Origin of the sequence: Herbaspirillum sp. SJZ106, assembly GCF_006715495.1 — a bacterium.
Lineage (GTDB): Bacteria > Pseudomonadota > Gammaproteobacteria > Burkholderiales > Burkholderiaceae_D > Herbaspirillum.
This window is the reverse complement of sequence record NZ_VFNI01000002.1, coordinates 724423-741683: the sequence shown is the minus strand read 5'-3', so window position 1 is coordinate 741683 and position 17261 is coordinate 724423. Positions and strand designations below refer to the sequence as shown.

Annotated in this window: 16 protein-coding genes and 1 pseudogene; 2 read left to right on the top strand and 15 right to left on the bottom strand. The window is 57.8% G+C overall.

All coding sequences use genetic code 11. The features are described 5' to 3' along the window. Nucleotides 1-7 precede the first annotated feature (7 nt). The 9 genes from FB598_RS08555 to FB598_RS08515 form a co-directional block, all read right to left on the bottom strand. Nucleotides 8-1102: a type II secretion system F family protein gene (locus FB598_RS08555; RefSeq protein WP_141913578.1), complete on the bottom strand. Its 1095-nt coding sequence runs from the start codon at nt 1100-1102 to the stop codon at nt 8-10. Further along, complete coding sequence (locus tag FB598_RS08550) at nt 1099-2673, bottom strand: GspE/PulE family protein (RefSeq protein WP_141913579.1); 1575 nt, start codon at nt 2671-2673, stop codon at nt 1099-1101. The genes FB598_RS08555 and FB598_RS08550 overlap by 4 nt, the downstream gene beginning before the upstream one ends. A gap of 13 nt (nt 2674-2686) precedes the next feature. Next, nucleotides 2687-3235, bottom strand: a complete 549-nt coding sequence (gene pilP / locus FB598_RS08545; protein WP_183405712.1) for a type IV pilus biogenesis protein PilP — start codon at nt 3233-3235, stop codon at nt 2687-2689. 1 nt (nt 3236) lies between these two features. Continuing rightward, complete coding sequence (gene pilO2 / locus FB598_RS08540) at nt 3237-4484, bottom strand: type 4b pilus protein PilO2 (RefSeq protein ID WP_141913581.1); 1248 nt, start codon at nt 4482-4484, stop codon at nt 3237-3239. A 3-nt stretch (nt 4485-4487) separates the two neighbouring features. Beyond that, the gene (locus tag FB598_RS08535) at nt 4488-6140 is read right to left on the bottom strand and encodes a PilN family type IVB pilus formation outer membrane protein (RefSeq protein WP_221292230.1); all 1653 of its coding nucleotides are present in this window, start codon (nt 6138-6140) and stop codon (nt 4488-4490) included. A gap of 2 nt (nt 6141-6142) precedes the next feature. Further along, entirely contained in the window at nt 6143-6538 is a 396-nt protein-coding gene (locus FB598_RS08530) for a toxin co-regulated pilus biosynthesis Q family protein (protein ID WP_183405711.1), read from the bottom strand. Between the two features lie 69 nt (nt 6539-6607). Beyond that, nucleotides 6608-7129 carry a hypothetical protein gene (locus tag FB598_RS08525; RefSeq protein ID WP_141913583.1) on the bottom strand — a complete coding sequence of 174 codons (522 nt, stop codon included), beginning with the start codon at nt 7127-7129 and terminating at the stop codon, nt 6608-6610. Nucleotides 7130-7387: 258 nt separating this feature from the next. Beyond that, nucleotides 7388-7936 carry a type 4 pilus major pilin gene (locus tag FB598_RS08520; protein WP_221292225.1) on the bottom strand — a complete coding sequence of 183 codons (549 nt, stop codon included), beginning with the start codon at nt 7934-7936 and terminating at the stop codon, nt 7388-7390. A 693-nt stretch (nt 7937-8629) separates the two neighbouring features. Continuing rightward, the gene (locus tag FB598_RS08515; RefSeq protein WP_255463864.1) at nt 8630-10141 is read right to left on the bottom strand and encodes a prepilin-type N-terminal cleavage/methylation domain-containing protein; all 1512 of its coding nucleotides are present in this window, start codon (nt 10139-10141) and stop codon (nt 8630-8632) included. A 76-nt stretch (nt 10142-10217) separates the two neighbouring features. On the opposite strand from FB598_RS08515, the gene FB598_RS08510 reads away from it, so the two are divergent. Beyond that, nucleotides 10218-10526: a hypothetical protein gene (locus FB598_RS08510; protein WP_141913585.1), complete on the top strand. Its 309-nt coding sequence runs from the start codon at nt 10218-10220 to the stop codon at nt 10524-10526. A 163-nt stretch (nt 10527-10689) separates the two neighbouring features. Here FB598_RS08510 and FB598_RS08505 read toward each other — a convergent pair whose 3' ends face one another. The 5 genes from FB598_RS08505 to FB598_RS20910 form a co-directional block, all read right to left on the bottom strand. Further along, on the bottom strand, nt 10690-12204 hold the full coding sequence (locus tag FB598_RS08505) for a prepilin-type N-terminal cleavage/methylation domain-containing protein (RefSeq protein ID WP_141913586.1): 1515 nt from the start codon (nt 12202-12204) through the stop codon (nt 10690-10692). 9 nt (nt 12205-12213) lie between these two features. After that, nucleotides 12214-13017, bottom strand: coding sequence for an A24 family peptidase (locus FB598_RS08500; RefSeq protein WP_141913587.1), 804 nt, complete (start codon nt 13015-13017; stop codon nt 12214-12216). An 86-nt stretch (nt 13018-13103) separates the two neighbouring features. Next, nucleotides 13104-13652, bottom strand: coding sequence for a type 4 pilus major pilin (locus FB598_RS08495; RefSeq protein WP_221292223.1), 549 nt, complete (start codon nt 13650-13652; stop codon nt 13104-13106). Nucleotides 13653-14015: 363 nt separating this feature from the next. Then, on the bottom strand, nt 14016-14828 hold the full coding sequence (locus FB598_RS08490; RefSeq protein WP_141913589.1) for a hypothetical protein: 813 nt from the start codon (nt 14826-14828) through the stop codon (nt 14016-14018). Nucleotides 14829-14899: 71 nt separating this feature from the next. Then, complete coding sequence (locus FB598_RS20910) at nt 14900-15034, bottom strand: hypothetical protein (RefSeq protein ID WP_255463863.1); 135 nt, start codon at nt 15032-15034, stop codon at nt 14900-14902. Between the two features lie 66 nt (nt 15035-15100). Here FB598_RS20910 and FB598_RS20905 point away from each other — a divergent pair. Continuing rightward, nucleotides 15101-15241 (top strand): annotated as a pseudogene (locus FB598_RS20905) (IS3 family transposase); the annotation flags it as partial. Between the two features lie 440 nt (nt 15242-15681). Here the strand turns inward: FB598_RS20905 and FB598_RS08485 are convergent. Next, a complete protein-coding gene (locus FB598_RS08485; protein ID WP_221292221.1) occupies nt 15682-17184 on the bottom strand; it encodes a hypothetical protein in 1503 nt (500 codons plus the stop codon). Between the last annotated feature and the right edge of the window lie 77 nt (nt 17185-17261).

Genomic DNA, 17261 nt, shown 5'->3' with positions numbered 1-17261 from the left:
TTCAAGATTAACCCGCAGGCTGCGAGACGGATTGCTGGATGGCGTTTTCGATGTCGGATACCGCCGAAACCACGAGAACCAGCATGCCGCCCATCAGCAGGATGGATGCCAGCAGGAAGCCTCGTGCGGCGCCTTGCACCTTGGCGATCGTTTCGTCAAGCCAGTGGCGTGCGAACTTGGCCATCGACTGGTCGAAGCCCTGCAGGCGCGACAACAGGCGCAGGTAACTGATGCCCTCGCGGTCGGGGAAGTTGTAGCCTGTGTCATGCAAGGCGTCGCCGAAACCCGCGCCGCCGGCGATGTTCTCAAGCGTGGCTTCGATGCGTTGGCGCAACCAGTGCGAGCCTGCGCGCTCGTAGAGCAGTTCGAGCGCCGCTTGCAGCATCATGCCGGCGCGGATCAGCAGCGAGACGTTAAGCATGAAGATGCTGCCGTGAATCGCCCGGTACAGCGACCAGGGCGGGAAACGGTCGAGGAAGATGCGCAGGCGGCCGCCCAGCAGGGGCAGCGAGATGCCAATGACAATGATCGATACGAGCGCGCCCGCCAGCGCATAGAGTCCGTAATGGTCGACGAATGTTCCCAGCCGGTAGAGGATGTACGCGGCGCCATCCCAAGTTTCCGGATCGGAAACTGCGGACAGCTTCGGTACGAGACTGTCCGCCACGATGTGCAGCAGCACGCAGAGCATCGTCAGCAGCACTACGGGATAAATCGCCGCGCCGGCGATCGCGCCGCGGATCTTCGAACCCGCCTCGATCATCGTGATGGCGTCCTGGAAGGCGCTGCGCATGTCGCCGGACTGTTCGCCCGCGGCGATGACAGCCACCTCGTTGGCATTCACCCAGGGGCGCAGGCCGTCCGCGAGAGAGCTGCCCTCGCTGACCGCCTCGTGGCAGCTCTCCAGGATGATGGCATCGCTGGTATCGGGTTTCCTGCCGTCTTCGCTGGCGACGTTGTGCATTTCGCGCAGCGCATCGATGAGCATGATGCGATTCTCGAGCATCATGGTGAGGTGGCCATAGAAGCGCACGCGCTTCTTGGCGCCGAACTGGAGCTTCGCGATCCGATGGTTGAGACGTTCCAACAGTGCACTGTTCATGAGGTTGCTTCCAATGAATCCAAAGAGGCGCCGGCCGGCTGGATCGGTCCGACAATGCGCTCGCCGGCGCGCGGGTCGACGAGCCCGTCGTTGATCTTGCGGATCAGCGCGTCGATCTTGCTGATGCCATTGCTGTGCCGGACCCAGTAGCGCGTCGCCTCGAGGTGATGCCCGCGCACGTAGGCCTGCATGAGGCCGGGCGAAGTGCGCACGACTTCGGCTACCACCGTTCTTCCGGCCGTGCCTTGCTGCTTGCAGCTTTCACAACCGTCGCCCTGGAGGCAGATGCCGTCGAGGTCGCAATAGCGCTGGAGCCGCTTGAGCAGACGCGGCCCCAGCAGGTGTTCGTTGCCCTTCAATGGGATCTTGCAGTCGGAACACAGCCGCTGCACCAGCGACTGATTCACGAGACCGATCACCAGCGTGGAATCCGTCAGGAGCGACTGCATCACGCCTTCGTCCTCCAGGCGCGGCAGGATCGCCAGCGCATCGTTGGCGTGGATGGTGGTCCAGATGAGGTGGCCGGTCATGGCCGCGCGGAAAGCCATCTTGGCGGTCACCGCATCGCGCACCTCGCCCACCATGATGACATCGGGGTCCAGCCGCATCGCGTCGGCGATCGCGTTGGCCCATTCCTGCTCCACGCCGGCGCTGCTACCGCGCTCGCCGCCCACGGGCGACTGGTTCGCGCCTTCGATCTCGTATTCCGGCGGGTCTTCCAGCGTCAGCAGGTGGATGCCCGTGTTCTCGGCCATCAGTTTCTGCATCACCACTTTCAACGTGGTGCTTTTTCCGCTGCCGGTGGGACCGGACAGCAGCACGACGCCCGTCCGGTGTTCCATCAGTTCGTCCAACGCCTCGCATTGCTCCGGCAGATATCCCAGATCCGCCAGGGTCGGGGCGGCGCCCGGGGTATCGGCATACAGCAGACGCAGCACCATCATCATCCCGCGGTCGAGCGGACGGGTATTGATGCGCGCGCCTGACAGCCCGCATTCGCGGAGGAACTCGTCCTTCATGCGCGACCGCTGGGCCTGCATCGGTTTGAAGGTCGGCTCCGCCACGTCGCACATGCTTTGATAGATGGTTGCGCAAAGGCGCGGCCCTTCCTCGGACCGGAGTTGTCCCATCGGACGCAAATACCCATCGATGCGGCACCGGATCTCGCAGTAATCGTGGCGCGCGACGATGTGTATATCGGAGGCGCGCAGCGTCACCGCTTCGCGAACCATTTCGATGATGTAACGCTGAGCCTCCGACTCCGTGCCGACCGGCGCGCGATATCGTCCCTTGCCGAGCCGGTACAGATCCAGCACATTGCGCATGCTGGAAACCACCACTTCGTGGGACAACCCGTGTCGCCGTATCGTTTCCTGATAGCTGAGCACGTGGGGATCGAGGCGATGCGAGGACGACACAACCAGGATGCCATGCCCGGGCTGACGCGGGACGCCGATCAGGCACATCAACCCGCGATTGTCCTCGGCGACCTCAAGCACACCTTGTTCCAGCGAAAGCACGGGCGTGCCCTCGCGAACCAGGGTAACCAGGTCGGGAAGCGTGTAATTCATCGCCTCCCTGTCCTCAACCACGACCCGGCAGGGGGGGCGCGAGCATGAGCGGGCCGCTCTGCATCGCGGGCAATCCGGTTCCGCCGACGGCAAGGCCCGTCTTGATCTCGCGCCCGCCCTTGATGAACGTCACGCTACCGGCGCCGATGCGGGATACCCGATACCCGCCCGGCAAGTTGTCGCCGACCTGTGCGTCAATCGTGGCCCCATTCCCCAGCAGCAGCGTCGCGCTCAGGGTCTGGCCGCGGCCGAAGATGGCCTTCACCGCCGGCATGCCGCCTGCGGTCCCGGAGCTTGCCACGCCTGAAGCATTGTCGAGCTCGGCCTGGGCCTGCGCCCGCGCCGTGCGCGCCTTGAGCAGCATCACTTCCGTCTGCAACTGCTCCAACTGCGCGGCCACCGCGTTATCTGCCGCATCGACGGCGGTGGATGCCGGCGATGCAGTCGGCGCCGGCGCCATAGCGGCAGGCACGGCAGGCGCGTCCTGGCCAGTGGACCGGGGCTCGGCGTGAGCCGCGGAAAATACAAGCATGGCCGATACGCCAAGCAACAAAGCATTCATATTAGTTTTTCGCATAGAAAATCCCATTGAGCACCCAATGCGGAGTGCTTTCAGAAAAGAGAACCTGCATCGTGGTGAGCCGCAGTCCGGGGAATTCCTCGCCGAACAGCGTCTCCGGGGGAACGTCGGTGGCGAGCGTCCAGTTGTAGCCCGTCCAATCGGCCGCGCCCCCCAGCCGCTGCGCGACCGCGCGCTTGGCCAGTTTGGGCGGCGCCAGTCCGAGCGACTGGAAGTGCGAAGCGAATTCGACGTTCGCCGCATTCGCCGAATGCAACGGCTCGTCCTCGCCGGCCGGCGATACGACTCCAATGGCGACTTCGCCCCGCTCTCCCGATTGGGAAAGATGTGCGCCGTCGCCGAACACCGCGGCCACCGTGGATTGGAACACGTCGACGGACATGCCGCCGTCGCGCCGATAGGAAACCGTCGCCGAACCGGCGTCGAACCGGATCCACTCGGCTCGCCATCCGGCCAGCGACAGCGGAATTTTCGCCATGGCATGTTTCCAGACGGCCAGTTGCGCGGCAGGCCTTGCCTGCGACTTCCACGGATGCGGCGGCGGCGCCTCGATGGTTTGCGGCGGACGCAGGAGCTCTTCCTGCCGATGGTGCGCGCGGAGGTCGTGCCACGCCCAGCCGCCGATACCCAGAAGCAGCACGGCCGCGCCGACACCCAGCAACAGCTTCTTTTGCTGCTGCGTCAGATCGCTGGTCAACGACTCCAGCCTGCCCGCCGACGACCGCAGCGCCGATTTCGGCAGCAACTGCACAAGATGCACTTCCGGCCACGCCGTTTCGAACTCCTTGGGCGCATAGATGGCCTCCCACCGTTCGCCGGCCTCTTCGCCCAACTGCACCGTTTCGCGCAACAACGCTTCGACCTCGCCGCGCGCGCCGATAACGTCGCGGCCGGCCATGATTGCGCCTTGCCGCACGCCGACCAGCGCGTACCGGGTATCGGACAGGCGGAAGGCGCCGATCCAGTCTTGTTTGCGCACCGCCTCAGCCAGCAGGACAGCCAACGAATGGGCGCCGGGATCGCCGATACCCTTCGGCCCGTAGCCCACCTGTATGCCCGTGCCTGTCGCACGCCGCACCGTCACGCCGAAACCGCCCTGGAGACCCTGGCGTTGCATGGCCGCGCGACTCAGCTTGGCGACCGGCGGCTGCCACGTCAGGCCGGCCACCAGAGGCTTGCCGTAATGCTGGGTCTGGATGGCTTGGGCCGCCTCTTGATTGATCCTGGCCATAGGTCAGTCCATCACCACTGGCGTGATGAGAAGGATGGTGACGCCGTGACGCTGCTGGCCGTAGCGGCTGCCGCCCAGAAGGAAATTATCGGGGCTGCCCATGCCCGCGCGCTTGCTGGTATCGGTGCTTTGCTCGAATCCGGAGAGCGCCAGCGTCTCGCCGGAGCGCAACCGAACCTTCTGCGCGAACGCACGCAGGCCTACCGTGGGCAGTTGCACCTGGCCGGTGGCCTTGTCGCCAAAGGTCTCCAGCTTGTCGAGGCTGCTCAGGCTGATGTTGTACTGCAGCAGCAACTGGTTGTCGGCCATCGCGTACGGCAGCAGCATCATGTTGAAGCCGGAAGTCACCTGTCCGGGCTCGATGCCGACGGAATTGCCGGTCTGCGCCACCAGGGTGTTGGTAATGGAGGCGACATAGCTGGTCTGGGTGGACACCTGCATCGGCACCGCCTGCAGGTTCAGCGTGGTGACCGATGGCTGCGTGACCACCGTGACCTTGCCCTGGCTGGACAGCGCCTTGAGCAGCAGCGAGGAATCTTTGAACGGTCCCTTGAGGATATGGACGTTGACGCTGTTTCCCAGCACGTCGTTGTTGCTGATCAGCTCTCCGCCGGCGCGGGCGCTCTTGTAAGCGAGGTTCCAGTCCACGCCGTATTGGTCGGTACGATCGAAGTCGATGTTGAGAATCTTGACATTGAGCATCACCTGCTTGGTCAGCAGCTTGTTCTCGTGGTCGATGTACCTGGCGATGCGGTCGAGCACGTCCGGGGCATCGGTCACGGTCATCGACGCGGTGGCCTTGGAAAGCGTGAACTTGCTTTGGCCGGGGGTAAGCATGCCGGACACCGCCTTGGCGACGTCGTCCATCACCGAGCTGGTCAGCGTGGTGGCAACCGATTGCACACTGCCGCCCTGGCCGCTCACACCGCCCTGCTGTCCACCGCCACCACCGCCGCCGCTCGCGGAGCCCTGCGAGCCGCCGCTGACCCCCACCGAGGCGCTGGTATCGGTGGCAACGCTGCTGGACAGCGCGTCCGTTCCCGGCAGCGCGTAAATCTGGAAGGTACGCGTTTCGTTGCGGAACACGTACACCGCACCGTCACGGAACTGCCAGTGAAGGTCCAGTTGCGAGCCCATCGAATCGAGCAGGCCGGAGAGCGGCCCCTGCCAGTTGAGCGAGACCTTCGGTTCCGGCGGCGGCGCGGTCGCGCCGGCGCGCGAGGGGCCGATGTTGATCGTGCGGGGACCATTCTTCCCGGATTTATCGGCATCGTCCGCACCGACATTGCGTGGCGTATGCAGCGCATCGGCGCTGACGTGGACACGTACGCCGCAAATGCGCGACACCTTGTCTGCAAACTGGCGCAACGTCACCGGGCTGGCTTCATAGAGCGTGAGATCGCATGCGACGTCCTGCGACTTCGGCTCCAGCAGCAGCGATTTTGTCGCCACCCAATAACCTTGCTCATGCACGCGCACGGCTGGCGCCTGCACGGCTCGCATCGCGGCGATCCGGTCGCCGGCCTCGGCCATCCCTCGCTCGTTGGCGCTTTCCGCGCCGCGAATCACCGAAGTGCAGCCACCAAGGGCGGTGACTACGGAGGCGGCCACGCCGAGCCGGATCATGGTGCGTATCGTGTTCTTGCTCATATTCATGGTTATTCTCCCCGCGCCTGTACGCGCACGAGTTTCTGTTCCTTGTAGATGTCGACCAGCAGTGGGCGATCGGCCGCGACATAGGCATTGAACAGGCTGGTCATGGCCCCGACGAAATCGCCCTGCATCTGCAGGGCGGCCCGTATGGGAAAGTCGTAGCCGGCATCCCACACCAGCTCGTAACCGGCCATTCCTGCCCACGTGGCGGTCACTTCCTTGAGGCTCTGTCCCGGGAGCGCCTGCCAGACCGCGCCGGCCGCAGCCTCTTGCGCGGAGACGGAGGAGGCCTGAGGACCGGGCTGTGCTGCGGGGTCGGCATGCGCGCCGGCGCTGATGGCGCAGGCCCACGCCGACAGGGTGCAAATCAATCTCTTCTTCATCGTCGTCTTGAATTCCATAAAAATTTCCTTAGGCCGCATGCCTTCCCACGCCGCACAGCGTGTGGCGGCGTCATTGCGGTTTGTCAATCAAAGAATCTTGATCAGTGAACCATCCGGTACTGCGCGCTGTACCGACGCGGGAAGTATTTTCCCGAGAATCGGCGCGCCGCCGGCATCAAGCAGTTTCGAGCCGGATTTGAAACCCATCTGGTCGGGCCCAGAGGTCCATACAAGGAGATCGTGATAGACGCCGTTAAGCAGAACGCCTTCACCAGGATCTTTGCGGTAGACATAGAACTGCCCGTCGTCCGCCAGTGCCCCCCAGCGACATTTTCCGGCGCCGGCGCCGCCATCGCACCATCCATCGACGCCAACCCATCCCATGTGCAAGTCACTCAAGGCCTGGGCCATGCGTGCGCGATCAATGGCGCCCGTCAACGCGGGGGCGGCAGCAAGCATCGCGGCGCCGGCGGCGTCGTAGCTGCGGAACATGGTTGCGGTGTTCTCGCGCAGGCGCATATCCTGAACGTGCTGCTCCTTTGCCGAAACTCCCGCCATGAAATGGGCGAAGAACATGGCAATGACAAAAACAATCGAAAGAGGCCACATAGTTACTGTTCAATCTCTATCCATCGCCCCTTGCTCCGGACGGCAATGGAAAGTCGCGCAGATCCCGAGGAGGAGAAAAAGAGGCGCGATGAATCCAGGCCCCGCATTTGAAAGCGGCGCCCAATCCGATGAGCGACAGCGCCATCGCATCGAAAAAAATGAAGTGATCCAGGTCGACGGTCGCCAGGACCGCGAGAAACGCCGCCAACACAGGGCCGGTCAATCCCTACCCGGCCCGCTCGCTTGCGCGGACTTTATTTACGACAGCGACGTAAATGTGAGGGTGTTGCTATCGGGGCTGGTGCATGCCGCCTGGATGTCAGACAGGGATGACGATGGCGTGATGGCCTTGCCGCCCCCCTCTCCCGACGTCACCGAGGCCCATCCTCCGCTGCGCAGCTTCAGCAGAAGCTGCTGGCACGCTTCCTCCGGAACCTTGGGATAGGTGATGGAGAAGGCTTGATCGTCCTGCAAGGACTTGATCGCCACCTTTCCGGTCCAGACATTGAGGATGATGCCAGCATCTGCATCCTGCGCCATATTGGCGGGAATGGCCTTGTATTGGATGGCCAAGGTATTGTCGAGGCCCTTATATCCCCCCACACCGCTCTTGAGCCCTCTCACGCTGGCCGCGATCTGGGTGATGTTCTGCGCCTCAGTAGAAATTTCCGACGACCGGAACAGCTTGCCGATACCCGCCGCCGCCGCCGCCAGAATCACGATACCCACGATCATTACGACCAGGGCCTCGATCAGGGTGAAGCCCCTCTGGCGCTCGAAATCACGACCACAATCATTGATGCCCACCACTAAGCCCCCATAAATTTATCCAAAAACCAATAGAACCTCGCCACCGTCCGGACTGCTCGTCCAGCACAAGATCAACATGCAAGACATTTCCCAACGGGTAATTCTCGAGGAAACGCGACTATTCCAGCAAACAACACCAACGACACGAAAGCAAAAACAATGCATCTTCAGAGTCGCTGACATGGCCGCCGCTTAAATCATCTCCCGGCCAATGAGTTTTTATATGTAATACGAAATTTTAAAAAAATTTGACCCCGTCCGATATGGGCCATCTCCTCAAAATAATCACGATCTCAATAGGCCGATTCCCAAATCGGGCTCGAGCCGATCATCGAAAGGCGAGCCAGGAGAAAGGCGATGGCAAGTTCAATCCGCGCATACGAATGCCGAGCCGGCGCGCGGCATAAGCGCCCAACTGGTCGGTAATTGCAAATTGGAGTTGCTGCGTTGGCAGCGCTCGTCCGCCTCGGTCTCGAGAGCAATTCTCGTGGCGACCAGCTACGCTGAACCGCCAGCGATCCGCAAAGCCTGCGTTATCGAGGCAGTGCAAGCGAATGGCGTTCGCGTGCGCGGCCGATCAAAAATCGGCAAGCGCGGCTTGTTTCCCAGTAAACCTGCCAAGTAGGCCTTTTGGGAAGCAATATCCCTCCAGCCATATGCGCGAGTATCGCTTTGAACGCTTACATATATTTAGCTGTCAGGGTGGAGGACCACATACCCGCCACGAATATTTTCCGCATTATCGTTGGGATCAAACATCTGGCCGGAATAAGCTACATAGTAAGTCGTATTAGCTCTGGCAACAAAAGTGAGACTACATATCGCGGCATCCTTTACGCCAGTATCGAATGACGGCATGCTTGTCTCTGCAATGGGGAGCTCATTCTCAGACGGCCACCGGCCATTTAATGATTCATAAACAAATATTCCGCAAGGGTAATTTCCGTTTTTTATCATTCTCGTATCATCTCCTGTCATCACGGAATTGGGAGTTGCAGCCTTCGACACGATTACGGTAACAGGTTCATCATAATTGTTAACAACGTAATCCCACGTGGAATTTCTGATTTCCGAATAGCGCACCGCATCCACATCCGCACGACCAGACGGAAAATGTTGAGCAAAAGATTTAGACGCCTCTCTCAATCGCCCGGTATATCTATACTGCGTCGCATATGAGAGCCGCCGCCAGACGCGGCTCTTCGAGTCGCATGTCATGAGGTCCCCGGATTCATTCATTGTCATGCTCAAAGCATGGCAACGCTCCCCCTCGCTGTAAAAATCCTTGCCGGCCATGACGATCTTCGTGCCAAACGCCACTTCGCCACCTGCTTTCAAGCTGTTCACCACCACGCCTGCCGACGGATTATTTCCATCGGCGCCCATTACAATACGGCCGTCATCACCGGGATCGATTACGAGAGGACCACCCGACTGATTTGCATAAATCGATGGACTTTTCCCCTGCCCGTCCCCAGAGAACTTAATGCTCGCCACATCATCGATCTTGTGTTTTGACATATCGATGTCGGCTTCCATCTTGTTCCATTCAGGATGACCATCTGTCTTCTTGCGATGCAGCAGGTCACCAGCAAGCGTCCCCGGACCGGAGGTGTCGCGCATGAACGGCGCGTAGAAAATCTGCCCAATGGCGGTGGGCGTCTTCTTGAAGAAACCGGCCAGGCTGCTCTGATCGGTCAGTTGACCGTAGCTGCTCCAGTACACGGCGCGCGCCCCCGGCTTGCGGCCGTCATGATCCAGATAAAGGCCGCCGGCGCCGATGAGCTGCGCCACCTTCATCGAGTGCGTCGCCACGTCGGGTTGCTTGGCTCCCCGCGCCGGCTCGGTGAAGATCAGCACCTCGATACGCTTGTTGTCATCCTTCAAGGGAACGACCCGTAACGCGCCGTTGTACCTCTGGCCGAACGGGTTCACGGTGTTCTGGTCGATACCCGGCGGCAGGTAGCGCTTCATGTCGCGCCAATCAAGCAAGGTGCCGTCTTCCTGGCTGCTCAGCTTTTCATAGTTGTCGGCCACGTATTGCCCCGCCGCGTCGCCCAGCCGTCGCATCTGGCCGGCGACCGATTCATTGGCGATGCTGTCGTTGTACCGGTTCAGGTAGGCGGCTCCCGCGGCCAGCATCGTCGCCATCACGATGAGCGCGACGGTCACCTCGATCAAGGTAAAACCTTCGGCTCGCATGCGCCCGGCGCATGCCTTGGATGTTGGGCGTTTTATCCACATAATCTGCCTCAAGTGTTGAATTGGAGTTGCTGCGTTGGCAGCGCTTGCTCGACTCGATCTGAGAGAAATTGTCGTGGTGACCAGCTACGTTGAACCGCCAGATATCCGCAAAGCCTGCGTTGTCGAGGCAGTGCAAGCGAATGGCGTTCGCGCGCCCGGCCTGCCGCGGCGGGTCGATCGCGGCCTGCTGCACGACGAGTTCCTGCGAGTGTTGTGTTTTGAGCGACAGGCGGTAGCGCTTGAACGAAAAACCCTCTCGCTTGAGCGCCACGTTCAGCGTATCGAGTCAGAACTGAAATATCAGGCGTGCGCCCTCTCCCCAATCGAAACGAAGCGCATCTGAATCGGACCGCAAGTCAGTGAATCTTGGAAGAGGAGGGCAACATCAGCGTCACCCGTGAACCGGGTGACCTCAGCTCAGAAATGAAGAAAGCGATTGCATGACAAACGGCGGTGATATTCCTCCGACTGTATGCGCAAGTACCACTTCGAACGCTCACATATATTTAGTCGTCAGGTTGGAGCACTGCGTACTCCCCTTTTTCACCACCACCGCCATAAACCACATAATAAATCGCATTGGCGCGAGCAACAAAAGTGAGGCTACACATTCCACCATCCCCTACGGAGGCCCAGCCATCAGGAAGATAACCTGCCTCCATAGCTGTCTCCGCAATGGGTAACTCATCCTCTTCGGGGAAGTCATTCATTTTCGGCATCGAGCGAAAGGGTGTGATGCTAATGGGTGTTTCGTAAACGTATATCGCACAAGCGTCAGTTATGTTCGGTTTAGCCTTCGCCACAATCACGGTAACAGGTGTCAGATTGTTGTTCACGATACGATCCCAGTTACCCGACCGCATTTTTTTTCCGGCAGAATCGCTTCCAGAGCGCCCCTCATTCAATCGCCCAACATAGCTCTCGTCCAACCTATACGCGACTGGCCGCCAAACGCCCCCCCGCTCAGGACCGCCGATCCCCCGGACGCACGTCATGAGACGCCCCAGACGAGTCATTGTCAGGCCCACACCATCACAACGTCCCCCCTCGGAATGAAATTTTTTTCCGGTCATGTTGACACGCTGGCCAAACTCCACGTCACCACCTGCCCTTAAATTGTTGGCCAACACGTCCGCCGTTGGATTAGCTCCGTCAACTCCCATCACAATGCGCCCGCCATCGCCGGGATCGACAACGACAGAAGTACCTCGCTGATCTACATAAATCGATGGATTTCTTCCCGACCATGCTCCTGAGAAATCGACGCTCGCAACATTATCGATCTTGTGTTTCGACATATCGATGTCGGTTTCCATCTTGTTCCATTCAGGATGACCATCTGTCTTCTTGCGATGCAGCAGGTCACCGGCAAGCGTCCCCGGACCGGAGGTGTCGCGCATGAACGGCGCGTAGAAAATCTGCCCAACGGCAGCGGGCTTATTCTTAAAGAATCCGTCCAGACTGCTTTGGTCATTGATTTGGCCGTAACTGCTCCAGTACACGGCGCGCGCTCCCGGCTTGCGACCGTCATGATCCAGATAAAGACCGCCGGCGCCGATGAGCTGCGCCACCTTCATCGAGTGCGTCGCCACGTCGGGTTGCTTGGCTCCCCGCGCCGGCTCGGTGAAGATCAGCACCTCGATACGCTTGTTGTCGTCCTTCAAGGGAACAACCCTCAGCGCGCCGTTGTACCTCTGGCCGAACGGGTTCACGGTGTCCTGGTCGATACCCGGCGGCAGATAGCGCTTCATGTCGCGCCAATCAAGCAAGGCGCCGCCTTCCTGACTGCTCAGCTTTTCATAGTTGTCAGCCACGTATTGCCCCGCCGCGTCGCCCAGCCGTCGCATCTGGCCGGCGACCAATTCATTGGCGATGCTGTCGTTGTATCGGTTCAGGTAGGCGGCTCCAGCAGCCAGCATTGCCGTCATCACAATGATCACAACGGTTACCTCGATCAAGGTAAAGCCTGCATTCCGCCTTCGCCCGGTGAGCGTTTTTGGTGTGGGGCGTGTGATCCGCATAATCGTGCCTCAAATGTTGTATAGCGCCACAAGCACTCCGCCGGCTGCGAGGCTGGGGCCAAATGGCATAGGTAAAGTATGGAAAGTTGCATCGGCCCCGCGCCGCAGGCGCATCACCAGCATCGCCAGTGCGCTGACCAGCACGGCCAGCGCCACCGCCGGCACGATCGCCCCGAACCCGAGCCAGGCGCCCAGCGCCGCCAGCAGTTTCGCGTCGCCCCGCCCCAATGCCTCGCGCCCGGCGATACGCCCGGCGACCCTGGCCACGCTCCAAAGAAACGCGTAGCCCACGACCGCCCCCAGCAGGGACAAAGGCAGCGCGATGAATCCAGGCCCCGCATTGAAAGCGACGCCCAATCCGATGAGCGGCACCGTCAACACGTCGGGCAAAATGAGGTGATCCAGATCGATGGCGGCCAAGACCACAAGAAACGCCGCCAACACGCAGAACCCGGCTAATGCGTACTCCGTTTCCGCGTGGATCGCGGCAACCACGAAGAGCAGTGCGACCAAGCCTTCGACAATGGGGTAACGCGGCGAGATTCTCGCGCGGCAATGCCGACAGCGCGCACGCAGAAGGAGGTAGCTGAGCAGCGGAACGTTATCCCTCGCCGCGATCGCGCCACGGCAATGGCAGCAGCGGGACCGCGAGAAGCATATGCCCCACCCGCCCCCGCCACTTCCCTCGCGCCCGAACAATCCCAGCGGCAACCGATGTATCACTACATTGAGGAAACTGCCGACGCAAAGACCTACAAAGCCGGCACAGCACTCACCCAAAAAAGGAAAGGCGGCCGCCGCGCCCCAATTCATTCGCCACTCTCCCGCGCAAACAAGAAAGCCGAGAAGAAAACACGATGAAGCAACGCAATTTCCTCCTCGCGCCTGGATGCACCCATTTAAGAAAGCGACGTAAACGTGAGGGTGTTGCTGTCGGGGCTGGCGCAAGCCTTCCGGACATCAGCCAAGGATGACGATGGCGTGATGGCCTGGCCGCCTTCCCCTCCCGTCGTCACCGAGGCCCATCCGCCGCTGCGCAGCTTCAGCAGCAGCTGCTGGCACGCCTCCTCCGGAACCTTGGGGTACGTGATGGAGAAAGCCTGATCGTTCGCCGAGGCCTTGATGTCCACCTGCCCCGTCCAGACATTGAGGATGGCGCCAGTCTTCGCGTCCTGCGCCATGTTGGAGGGAATGGCCTTGTATTGAATGGCCAAGGCATTGTCAAGCCCCTTGTATCCGTCCACGCCGCTCTTGAGCGCTCTCACGCTGGCCGCGATCTGGGTGATGTTGCCCGACTCCGTCGCAATTTCCGACGACCGGAACAGCTTGCCGATACCCGCAGCCGCCGCCGCCAGAATGACGATACCTACGATCATTACAACCAGCGCCTCGATCAGGGTGAAGCCCCTCTGGCGCCCGAAATCAAAATCACGATTCTTGATGTCCACTACTGAAAACCTCATAAATTTATCTAAAAATCCAATAGAACCTCGCCACCGCCAGACCGCTCGCCCAGCACATGACTCACATGCTAAGCGCTGTCTAACGAAAAATTGCCGAGGAAACTCGACTGCTCCATCAAACGGCACCGATGACGCAAAAGCAATGCATCCCCAGGCTCGCCGACACGGCGTCGCTCAAACAGTCTCCTGACCAAATAAACTTTTATATGCAGTACGAAATTCTAAAAAAATCCGACTCCGCCTGATATGGGCCATTCCCTCAAAAAATCATGATTTCAATAGGCCCATTCCTAAATCGAGCTCATGCCGATCACCGAACGGCTAACAAGGAGGAGGAAGACGACGATTTCAGGCAGTGCAATACGAATGCTGGAGAGGCAGTCCAAGCGGACGATCCGGCACTTGGCGAGTGACGAATTTCTTTGTACACCCGAGAAAATCAGTACCAATCGCGTAGACTTTTTCTGGCTCCGGCTGCCCTGAAATCAGTGCGCCTACCTTGATCCACTCGACGATCGTGTTATCGATCCGGGGAAAGGAAACTGCGTTGCGCCACTCCCTGCGGTGCCGGAAAAGGCATGTAACAACTTCTTTTTCGGCGAGGAGAAAGCAAAAATCCTCGTCCTGAATAGCATCGGCATTGGCAGAAAGCGAGAACGACAACAAGTCGCGCATACCCGATATCTTCCATCCTGCTTCAGCAACCGCGCGCCTGATGGCGATCTGAAAACCATAGTGGATTCCCACGCCGATCCTGGAGTAGCCATGCTCTTCATCCAGAATGCGAATCTTCAATTGCATATCTGGCATACGCGCGGCAAATTGGGCCTGCGCATAGGATTTCCAGGTCCGCAACGACCATGCATAGTCGGCCCAGGGCAATACGACAGAATGCGCCCAAGGGCTGCCTATAACGATATCAACGCGGTTTTGTATCGACGGATAGATGACGGACAGCGTCTTCAGCACTTCTGTCATTACCTCTGCAGGCCGATCTTCATGGCGGATTTCAATATCCGGCCGGTCATTACATTGGCCGCTCCAACCCGTTCGACAATAGACACGCAGTGTTTCCTTATCGAAAATCATGCTGACTTTATTACCTAGTATTTCCATCTTTATCCCGCCGATACCTTTCTTTGAAAATAAGACCATTGGCATCGGATAGCGAGAACGATGTTCACTAATTAGCGTGTGGGTTAGCGCACTGCCTCATGCCTTTTCTGGTAGGTTCATTTGGAAAGACGCAAGACAGTCTTTCGAGCGAAATTATCGGCCTCCCCCTCACAGGGAGCGAAAATTCTCAATAATCCCTCAATGACATCGATAAGGCCGATGACCTGCTCTTCGGTGAATCGCGTCTTCATGTCCAAGCTCCTGACTACGTGATTGGACTCTAGATCGCCGCACTACTCAAATCAGGGGAGAGGTCGGATCTGCTCAAGCGCCGCAACATTACGGAGCAAGCTTTTTACCAGCGGGGAAATAAATTCGGCGGTATGGAGGCCGCTGATGCGCGGCGCCATATAAACCTGGAATCTGAGAATGAAAAGCTCGAGCGCATGGTGGCGGAGCATGACGGCGTCGATCACGCGCACCTCCTTCGACACGGCGGGCGCGACACATGCCAAACCAATCAGAGGATCAAGAAGCGATCCGTAAGACGGCACAATTTGTGACTGATAGGAATGGAATTAGATTGCAAACAACTGGTTACACTGCGGTTGCACAGACAAAGAAAAAGGCTTTCAGCACATATAGCACTGAAAGCCTTTCTGGCACTGGTGGCCTCCCCCGTGAGTCGAACACGGCACCAACGGATTATGAGTTGGATTAACCCATTGATTTAATTGAATATTGGCTCGCCCTCGCTCGTCACGTTACGCCAAGAATAGATCCGCCATGTCACGTAAAATTCTTAGATCAGCTTCTCTGTAGCAATTGCAAACAATAGTTGCTTTATCGTTCTCTACAAGCTCCTACGGATGCCAGTTCGATTGCCCTTTCGTCATGCCTAGGCCTTAGATGCTGATGCTTTCTCTGGAATTGCGTCAATAAGCACAATTTCCTTTTTCCTCTCCAAGCCGTGCTTCTTCAACAGACGCTGCACCTTAGCAAGCTCCGTCATGGAAAAATACAAAATCGCCTTAATTGGCGGATGAGTCGCCCGTGCTGCATCAGTATAAATTTCGGCTTGTTTGAGAAGATTCCCCTCTAGTTTGTTATTACTTGCCAGCTTAAATTCGATAATTGTTTTGTCAGCACTACCATAGGAAACAACAAAATCGGCAGGGCCTCGGCCATTGTTTACCTCTGCGTTTGCATCAAATGCAGAAGCGAACCACGTAAGTTTAAACATGATCTGGAGATCTGCCTCTCTTTTTAGCGGCTTTCCGCCTACGAGAAAAAGCTTGTATCCATCCTGCTTTTCAATGACGTCCTTCAGATATTTAACCCGCTCCAAACCTTCCACAAAGCTATTTGGAATAGTTTGATAAAACTTAGTTTTATCCAATCTTCCAACCAACTCTTTCAGCTGAGTAAGAAATAGATCACTTGCTTGTTTTAATTTTTCCGAACTCAGTACTCTCGCACCACTGCCTTCCTTTTCCCTCAAACGTATGTAGTAATCTAAAACAACAGGGAATTTATTGATCAACTTCTCCAACGTAGTTTCAAGCTCTTCCTGAGTAGCATCAAGAGGCAAAGTAGAAGTGAAATATGTATTGATCTGGCTCCGCAATTGATCATTGTCAATGCTCGACATTACCGAGGAATAATCCTCCACAAATCCACGATGACTAATCCAAGCCTCATCCTTGGTAAGGATGTCAACCGGGGTCAGCAAAACGAACTGATCTCCAAATTTAGGCAACAAGAATTGTTTAGCTGCCCACGATTTTGTTCTCGAATCAAAGTACACTTTCGGAACGTTAAATTTGGCTAGCCTACTTTTGTGAATATGTTTCTTCGCAAATTCTTCTGTGTATTTAGCCAAAAATCCACAAATTAGATTACATGTGAAGTCACTGATTTGATCTTTCCCAATACCATTTTTGACAAGGGTTAGCTTTTCTAAGTGAGTTCCTGTGTGTACCTCGTTTCCGAAGTCCTTGAAAACTTGAGTGAGGTTGAGTTTTAAAACTCGTGCAAAAGTTTTCCCTAAACCTCGGCCTCCATTCCCAGACTTGCTATATCCAAGCCAATTCTCTTTAATTTCTGGGAAATAGAACCACATCTTCAATGCACCAGGAGACAGCTGGTTGCCAGACTGGGTTTTTAAGAAGCGAACATAGCTAATCATGTCAGCATGCAATTGCTGATATTCAGGATTTTCGCTGTGGAAAAGAAGGAATGGATCAACGAAAAGAGGTAGATCGTTGATAAGCGATATATTAAACGCCCCATATTCCGCTATTACTTCCGGTGTTACCCCGAAGAAATCAGAAAAATAGATTTTAAATCTGCTTCCCATTCCGCCCTCCTCTTTTGGCTCTTGATCGTCGTTCGGCGCCATGTAGTTAATTTTTTTTGTACGTTAGCATAATTATTGGTTACGTAACTCCACAATTCCGGCAATCGCGTGCCTGCTCC